1 protein-coding gene is annotated in these 205 nt (G+C 49.3%); it reads left to right on the top strand.

Translation table 11 applies throughout. The features are described 5' to 3' along the window. Positions 1 to 205: hypothetical protein (locus C1G53_RS13095; protein ID WP_161941406.1), on the top strand; the 205-nt coding region annotated here is incomplete at both ends.

Consider the following 205-nt stretch of genomic DNA (forward strand, 5'->3'; position numbering starts at 1 on the left):
CCATCCGCAACGGTGTCGATGGTGCCAATGGTAGCTCAGTTGTTTCAGAACGTCAACCAGACGGTAGTGTAAAAGTTTACAATGTGTCTTCTACAGGTCAGCGTACTGAAATCGCCACCATTCGCAACGGTGTCGATGGTCGTGACGGTGCCAAAGGTCAAGATGGAACCAATGGTAGCTCAGTTGTTTCAGAACTTCAACCAGG

Origin of the sequence: Streptococcus suis (assembly GCF_002960445.1) — a bacterium.
Lineage (GTDB): Bacteria > Bacillota > Bacilli > Lactobacillales > Streptococcaceae > Streptococcus > Streptococcus hyiners.